Origin of the sequence: Desulfonatronospira sp., assembly GCA_003563255.1 — a bacterium.
Lineage (GTDB): Bacteria > Desulfobacterota > Desulfovibrionia > Desulfovibrionales > Desulfonatronovibrionaceae > Desulfonatronospira.
Map to the genome: position 1 here is coordinate 1 of PWSL01000394.1, position 7,530 is coordinate 7,530.

The 7,530-nt window shown below is 50.7% G+C and carries 4 protein-coding genes; all 4 read right to left on the reverse strand.

Annotated elements, in window-relative coordinates:
• The coding region (locus QZP87_RS11475; protein WP_291323062.1) for a type II secretion system F family protein at window positions 1–1,142 on the reverse strand (1,142 nt) is incomplete at its 3' end.
• A gap of 26 nt (window positions 1,143–1,168) precedes the next feature.
• A complete protein-coding gene (locus QZP87_RS11480; RefSeq protein ID WP_291323063.1) occupies window positions 1,169–2,866 on the reverse strand; it encodes a GspE/PulE family protein in 1,698 nt (565 codons plus the stop codon).
• A gap of 592 nt (window positions 2,867–3,458) precedes the next feature.
• Entirely contained in the window at window positions 3,459–5,078 is a 1,620-nt protein-coding gene (locus QZP87_RS11485) for an AAA family ATPase (RefSeq protein ID WP_291323064.1), read from the reverse strand.
• 233 nt (window positions 5,079–5,311) lie between these two features.
• The gene (gene pilQ, locus QZP87_RS11490; RefSeq protein ID WP_291323065.1) at window positions 5,312–6,802 is read right to left on the reverse strand and encodes a type IV pilus secretin PilQ; all 1,491 of its coding nucleotides are present in this window, start codon (window positions 6,800–6,802) and stop codon (window positions 5,312–5,314) included.
• Window positions 6,803–7,530: the final 728 nt, after the last annotated feature.

Sequence of the window (7,530 nt, forward strand, 5' to 3'; positions counted from 1 at the left end):
GACATGCGCTTGACAGCAAACTCCACTTCGTCATCATAGTGATTGGATATTTCATTGAGCATTTCATCCAGGTTTCCGGATTCTTCACCCACAGCCACCATGTTTACCACCATTGGGGTGAAATATCTGGCCGACTTCAGGGGGGCGGAGATGCCCCGGCCTTCCTTCAGCTGGTCCTGGAGCTTTAAAAACTCTCTGGAAATGGCAGCATTTCCGATGGTCCCGGACAACACTGAAAGGGTATTCAGAACCGAGACTCCACTGGCCTGGAGGATGGAGAAAATATTGGAAAACCTGGCCATGGCCCCTTTCTGGAAAACCGGCCCGATAACAGGCATTCTAAGAAGCAGCCAGTCCTTTTGAAACTGTCCGGTAGGTGTGCTTAAATACATCTTTATACCTGCAAACCCCAAAATGGCCCCTGTGATACATACCAGCCAGTAACCCACAATAAACTCATAGATCACCAGGTTTATCCGGGTAGGAAGAGGCAGGTCCACGCCGGCATCCTCAAAGATTTCTATGAACTGGGGCAGAATAAATGTAAGCAGAAACAAAAAAGCGATAAACATGGCCACCAGAACAATCTTGGGATAGCGGGTGGCGCTTTTGATATCCGAATTGACTTTATGTTCGTGATCAAGAAGGAATACCAGGCGATTTAAAACCTCTCCCAGTCGTCCGCTGCTCTCACCTGCCTGGATCATGCTGCAGTAAAGATTGGAAAAAACCCTGGGATGTTTTCTGAATGCTTCGCTGATGGACATACCGCCCTGGATGTCCCTGCCTATGGCTGCGCAGGCCTTTTTTAGTCTGAGGTTTTCGCTTTGCTGTTCCAGGATCTCCATGAGACTGGTGATGTTTATGCCGGCATTGAACAGGGTACGGAACTGCTTGGTAAAAAGTATCAATTCCGTGGTCTTGACCGTGGCCAGCATCAGGTTGATACGTTCTTCCAGTCCTCCGAGGGAAGAGGATGATACTGGGGAAACCTTTTGGGGAATATACCCCTGGGCAGCCAGTTTTTGCTGGGCCTCCTGGGGGCTGTCGGCCTGGATTGTGCCCGAGACTTCCGTCCCGTCCTGATTTATGGCTTTGTAATTAAAGTGTGTCATAGGCTTATAGTATGGGGCTTTTGGCACGGGGCATGCTAATGGCCCCATGCCCGTCAGGTCATCACCACCGCTATCGCTTCCTCCACGGTAGTCCGGCCCTGGCAGACCTTCTCAGCGGCGTCATTGCTCAGGGTGCGCAGATTGCCGGTCTGTACCGCATGCCTGGTTATCTCTCCTGAGGAGGCCTTTTTAACTACCATATCTCTAATTTCATCATCGATTTTAAGAATTTCAAAAACTGCAGTCCTGCCCCTGTAGCCGGAATTCATGCATTTGTAACATCCCCTGCCCCTTAAGAAATTACAGCTGGAGTTTTCCAGCCCAAGGGCCTTCAGACTTTCCCGTGGGGGATCATAGGGCTCGGCGCATTCAGGGCATACCCGGCGCAGCAGGCGCTGGGCAAAGGAAACCAGCAGGGTTGAGGCCACCAGAAAGGGCTCGATGCCCATATCTATAAACCTGTTGATGGCTCCCGCGGCATCGTTGGTATGCACTGTGGACAACACCCTGTGCCCTGTCATGGCCGACTGTACCGCGATGTTGGCGGTTTCAGAATCCCGTATCTCCCCCACCATGATAACATCCGGGTCCTGACGCAGGATGGAGCGCAGCCCTGAGGCAAAGGTCATCCCGGCCCTGCGGTTGAGCTGGACCTGCCTTATGCCCTCCACCCTGTACTCCACCGGGTCTTCAAGGGTGATGATATTGACTTCGGGATCCTTGATCCGCCTGAGTATGGCATACAGACTGGTGCTCTTGCCGCTGCCGGTGGGACCGGTGGACAGGATCATGCCGTAGGGCTTCTGAATCACGGACTCCATCTTGGCCAGGTCCTGGCTGTTCATGCCCAGGTCGTCCAGGGTGTAAGCCCCGGCGCTCATGTCCAATAGGCGCATGACCACGTTTTCACCGTATATGGTTGGGATACAGGAAACCCTGATATTGATTTCACGCTGATTCATGATGACTGTAAAGCGACCGTCCTGGGGAACGCGGGTTATTGCAATATCCATATTGGCCAGAATTTTGATTCTTGAAACCAGAGCGGGCATGAGTTTTTTGGGCGGAGTGGAGACTTCGCGCAGCTTGCCGTCCATCCGGAACCTGGTCTGGACTGCTTCTTTTTCCGGGCTGATGTGAATATCGCTGGCTTTTTCACTTACGGCCTGCGCAATGAGGGAATTTACCAGTTTGATAACCGGGGCCTGGTCAGCCTGGTTCTCCATTGCGCTGACATCCATGTCCCGGGGGGCTTCTTCATCAGTATCCTCCGTGGAAATCGTGGATTCCACGCTTTCCATGATATCGTCAAGACCTTTATAAAAACCATACATAGTGGAAAACAGCTGATCATACTCAGCCTCGGTGCACACAACCGGCTCCACCTCCATATTGATATATACCTCCAGGGAGTCCTGGGCTTCAATATCCAGGGGGTCTGTCATGCCCACAGCAAGAAGATTGCCCCTTCGTTCCAGGGGAACCGTTTCGTATTTCCTGGCAATTTCATATGGAACCAGTTCGGCCAGGCCAAGATCCAAGGGAAAACCGGCTGGATTATACTTGGGGATTCGCAGTTGCCGGCTCAGGACATCTACCAGGTCTTCCTCGCGGCAAATATTGGAGCGGACCAGGTATTGCCCAAGCTTGAGTTTCGCCTTCTTATGTTCAGTCAGGGCCCTGTCCAGCTGTTCCCTGCTGACAAGGCCCTGTTCCACCAGCATTTCACCAAGGCGTATCTTCTTTCTCAAAGCTGCATCCTTTTATAGTATTGCTTCCAGATTCACGGTTCCAGTTGCGCAGATCAAGGTGGAAGCATAAAATGCACCAGTCAGTGCATTTTAGTAACTTGAAGCGTATTGGCAATATAATTCAGACAGTTAGCATTACAGCGAAACTTATGATTGACCTGCGGGGACTGGCTCTCCCCGCACTTATTTTTTCCAATAAAACCAAGATCATTACAAAAAAATAAGTGCGGGGGTGCCTGTCCCCAATTGAGGCAGGCATAAAATTATATAAGTTTCGCTGTAGTGTTAGCATTTGCATAGTTTCTTTCTTTCTTGTTCCCACGCTCTGCGTGGGAACATCTTCGGGACGCTCCGCGTCCACCCATGACCGCAGAGCGGTCCAGATACGCTCCCACGCAGAGCGTGGGAGCGATAAGAAAAGAAGGAACTCGAAGGGGACTGGCTCTTTTGCCGCCGAGAGCCCGGCCATTTTTCGGTTTGAGTTCGGCAAGAGTGCCTGTCCCCGGTGGCCGAGGCAAAATTTAACCCAAAGTGTCGCTGTAGAGTTACCAAATAACAGATAAAAAAAACTGTGTTGCGGGCACTGTCCGTCTCAGCTGAAAAAATACATCCCTTCCAGGTCCAGTATTTCCGCCCGGTCATAAAGCTCCCGGGGAAGAACCTGCAGGGCTTTTTGGGCTTTGTCCATTGTGGAAAAAGAATCATAGGTCACCACATGGTACCGGAGTCCGTCTGCAGGGTCCCAGGTGCAGAGCACCCGCAGGTGCTCCAGGTTCTTCATGATGTGAGTATAAGCCTGATCAAGCTGCCGGTGCATGGATATGGTGATCCAGTACCTTTTATCATTATCGGGGGAAACGGGCGATGTTGCGGGGATGTTGATCCGCATGCCCCTGTAGATAATATCAGGGTCGACAATGGCGGGATTGGCCTTGATTATCTCATGCAACAATGACTCGGTACCGAAGCCGTAAATCCTTTCGAGGATATCCCACAGGCTTTCATAGCTGTGGACTATGACAAAGCCCAGGCTCTGAGGAGTATTAAAATCATCCACCTCTGCAGGTTTTGTGTCCGGATCATCCCCTGAAACAGGCTTCTCGACTGTTGCTGCAGCCTTTTTCTCAGCAAAAGTGAGATCATAATGATCCAACAGTTCAAACCCGGGTTTTTCTGTTGGTAAATAGTGCCCCCACTGCACTTGTGTTTTGAACATGGAAGTAGATTTTTCAGGAACGGAATGGTCCTGAATGGTTCTATCAATCACGGCCATGTCGGCAGGATTCGGGATGACCGGGGTAAAGACCCACAGCATGACAATGACGGCTGCTGCTGCACCGGCTCTCCAGGTGAAGCGCCTGAAAGATGAGGTTTTATTAAGGGATTGCAGGGAGTTGGATGCATTCTGCACGATTTCAGGGGTGACCCTGTATTTCCCTTTAATGATCAGGGTCAGAATAATATTGTGGCATAGATTGATGATTTTGCGGGGATATCCCCCGGTCAGGGAGTGCACTGTGCCAATGGCACTGCGGGTAAAATACACCTTTTCCAGGTCAAGGTTCCCGGCGCAGGATCTTTCCAGGCGGTATTTTATAAAAAAACCGGTATCTTTAAGACTCAAGGGCAAAAGCCTGTGGTAAAGACCTATCCTGTCCGCAAAATTGGGCATTTTTTCCAGTAATTGGTCTATCTCGCTCTGAGCAAAGATTACAATCTGCAGGAGCTTTTCCTGGTTGGTCTCAAAGTTCAGAAGTTCCCGCAGGATCTCGGCCCCGGATGTAGTGAGCTTCTGGCCCTCGTCCACCACCAGGATTACTGTCTTTTTCTGCTCCACCCCCTGGTGATAGAGATAATCTTTGATCATCTCCTTGTGCTGCCAGGCGTTTGTGCATGTGGCAGCCCGGTCGGCACCGCTGAACATGGCATTGATTGCGGCCAGCATCTCCAGCTCATTATCAAAGGAAGGGTCCAGGATCATGTGCATTTCCAGGGAATCGTCCCCGGACAGGGACCGGAGCAGATGCCTGCAGACTGTAGTCTTGCCCGTGCCCACATCACCTCTGACCACGCACAGACCCCGGCGCAGGCGGATGGCTATCTCCAGCTTCTGCAGGCACTCAGCGTGCCTGGAAGAGCGAAAGAACAGTTCCGGGTCAGGGGAATTGGAAAAGGGCTCCCTGGAGAGATTGAGCAGCTTATAGTATTCCATGTCTAAGGTCTTAACAGTATTCCATGATCTTTTATTTGATCGTTCCTACGCTCTGTATCTTCTTGATCGTTCCTACGCTCTGCGTGGGAACGTCTTTCGACCGCTCCCGCGGTCATTTGTGGACGCGGAGCGTCCGGGGAATGTTCCCACGCAGAGCGTGGGAACAATAAGAGGGAACAACAATAAAGAATATATTCCCGCCCTGGCGGGACAGAGCGTGGGAACAATAAACTCTACCTTCTATGAATGGGTCTCTGGGGCAGAATATGCGGAGTAATAAAGACCAGTACCTCCTGCATGTCCTTGCTGCGAAGGTCCCGCTTAAACAAATTTCCCAGCAGAGGAACATTCATAAGTCCGGGGACTCCGCTTTCCCGGCCTAAGCTGGATTCCTTGGTCAAGCCGGAGATGACCACGGTTTCTCCACTTGACACCACGAGATTGGTTTGGGTGTGTTTTTTTATGATTAAGGGGTATCCTTGGACTTGTCTGCTGAAATCAACTTCTTCCTTTTTAATATTGACATGCAGCCTCAGTTGATCCTGGTCCAATATATTTGGGGTCATCTCCAGCCTGAGCATGGCTTCCTTAAAGTCAATAGTAATCGATGATATTGTTTCGCCAATAAACTCTCTGACAGGGTAGGGTACTTCTTCGCCATGTTGGGTAAACGCCATCTGGTTGTTCAGGGTAGTCAGGGAAGGAGAGGACAAAATGTTCAGCTTATCCTCCTTCTGCAGAGCTGTCAGCTGCATTTCCAGCATATTGCCGCTCATGATGCCGTACATTGCTTCCAGGGTCATGCCCCGTTCTTCAACCTCAGCAGGAAAGTCCAGGACGGTTTGACCACCAGGTGCAATATACAGGCGCTCGTCCCCATGAATCCTTTCTGACCTGTACCGTCCTCCCCATTGCAGACCCAGATCCCTGGCCGTCTCTTGAGTGGCCTCGACAATATGGGCTTCCAGCAGGATCTGGGCCCTGGGCTGGTCCAGATGCCTGAAAACATGCAGAACGCGCTGGGTATCTTCGTGTGTAGCCTGAATGATCAGGGCGTTGTTTTCCCTGTCCACAAACAAGTTGCCCTGACGTCCATCTGAACTGATATTTTCAAGCAAGGCCTGCAATGTTTCTTCCAGTTGATCCAGGTTATCGTCATCATCGTCAATTCCCCTGTTTACTATATGGGCATATTCTATATCCACAACAGTGGTCTGTACAGGCTCAACATTTCTTTTGACACTCCTGAGTGCGACTTCCGTTTCCTTGTCCTGGATGCTTTGGACCCTGATAATGTCGCCCTCCCAGGAATAGCTCAGACCGTTGGTGCGGACAATACTCAAAAACGCCTGGTCCCAGGGGATGTCCCGCAGGTCTATACTCATGCTGCCCTCAACATTGTTGCTCATGACTATATTTTGCTCGGCTGCAGCTGCCAGGGCACGCAAAATTACTCTAATGTCGATATCCCGGAATTTTAGGTTCACATTTTCCCGGGGTAGTCTGCGCAGGTCGTCAGCGGCTTTCAGATCTTCGATGCCTTTGAATATGTTGGGCTCCTTGATCTCTTTTTCCCTGGGGTTGGGTGAGTACCCTCTGTATTCCTCAGCTCTTTCAAGCCACAACTCCCTGAAGTCCTGCTCAGGTTCCTGCCTGGTGGAGGCACATCCGGACAGGAAAAGGACTGTGAACAATGCAACCCAGAACCTGCTTGGACTGATCATGATCAATATTCTCCCTAGGCGCTTAGTGAAAATTTCAAACTAACATGTTAACCGTTACAATCGGTTCCTGGTTCCTGGTTCTACGTTCCTGGTTACCTCTCGTTCCCAGGCTCCAGCCTGGGAACGCTTAGTTCTTGCGGCACCAGCCGCATCTTAAAAAATGTGGCTGGAGCCTGGGAACAAGAAAAGAAAACAATGTGCTTGCATGTTTGTGGGGACAGGCACCCATAGGCGCTAACTTTACAAGAATGGCCCATTGTATTCGTCATTCCGGCGAAAGCCGGAATCCAGTTTTTTTGATAAGGGTTTGTCATAATATTAGTGTTCCATAATGCTTGCATAATCTGGTGGTTTATCGCTCCCAAGCTCTGCGTGGGAGCGTAGCCCGAGCGCTCCTGCGGTCATTGTGGACGCGGAGCGTCCAGGGAATGTTCCCACGCAGAGCGTGGGAACAATAAGAAGACAAATACAACACTTATATCGTGACAGATCCTAAATGGATAAACATGCAGCAGTATTGCCCATGGTTATGACGAATCATCGCAGCTCACATAATAAAACCAGGTTTAGTGGCCACCGGGGACTGACACTTTCTCCGACTTCAAACCGTAAAACGGCCGGACTATCCGGCGGCAAAAGAGCCAGTCCCCCCACAGCTTACCTAAAGTGTCGCTATAGTGTTAGAGATGCCAGAAAAATAGTACCTGTTCAGCGCTCTGCATGTGGCA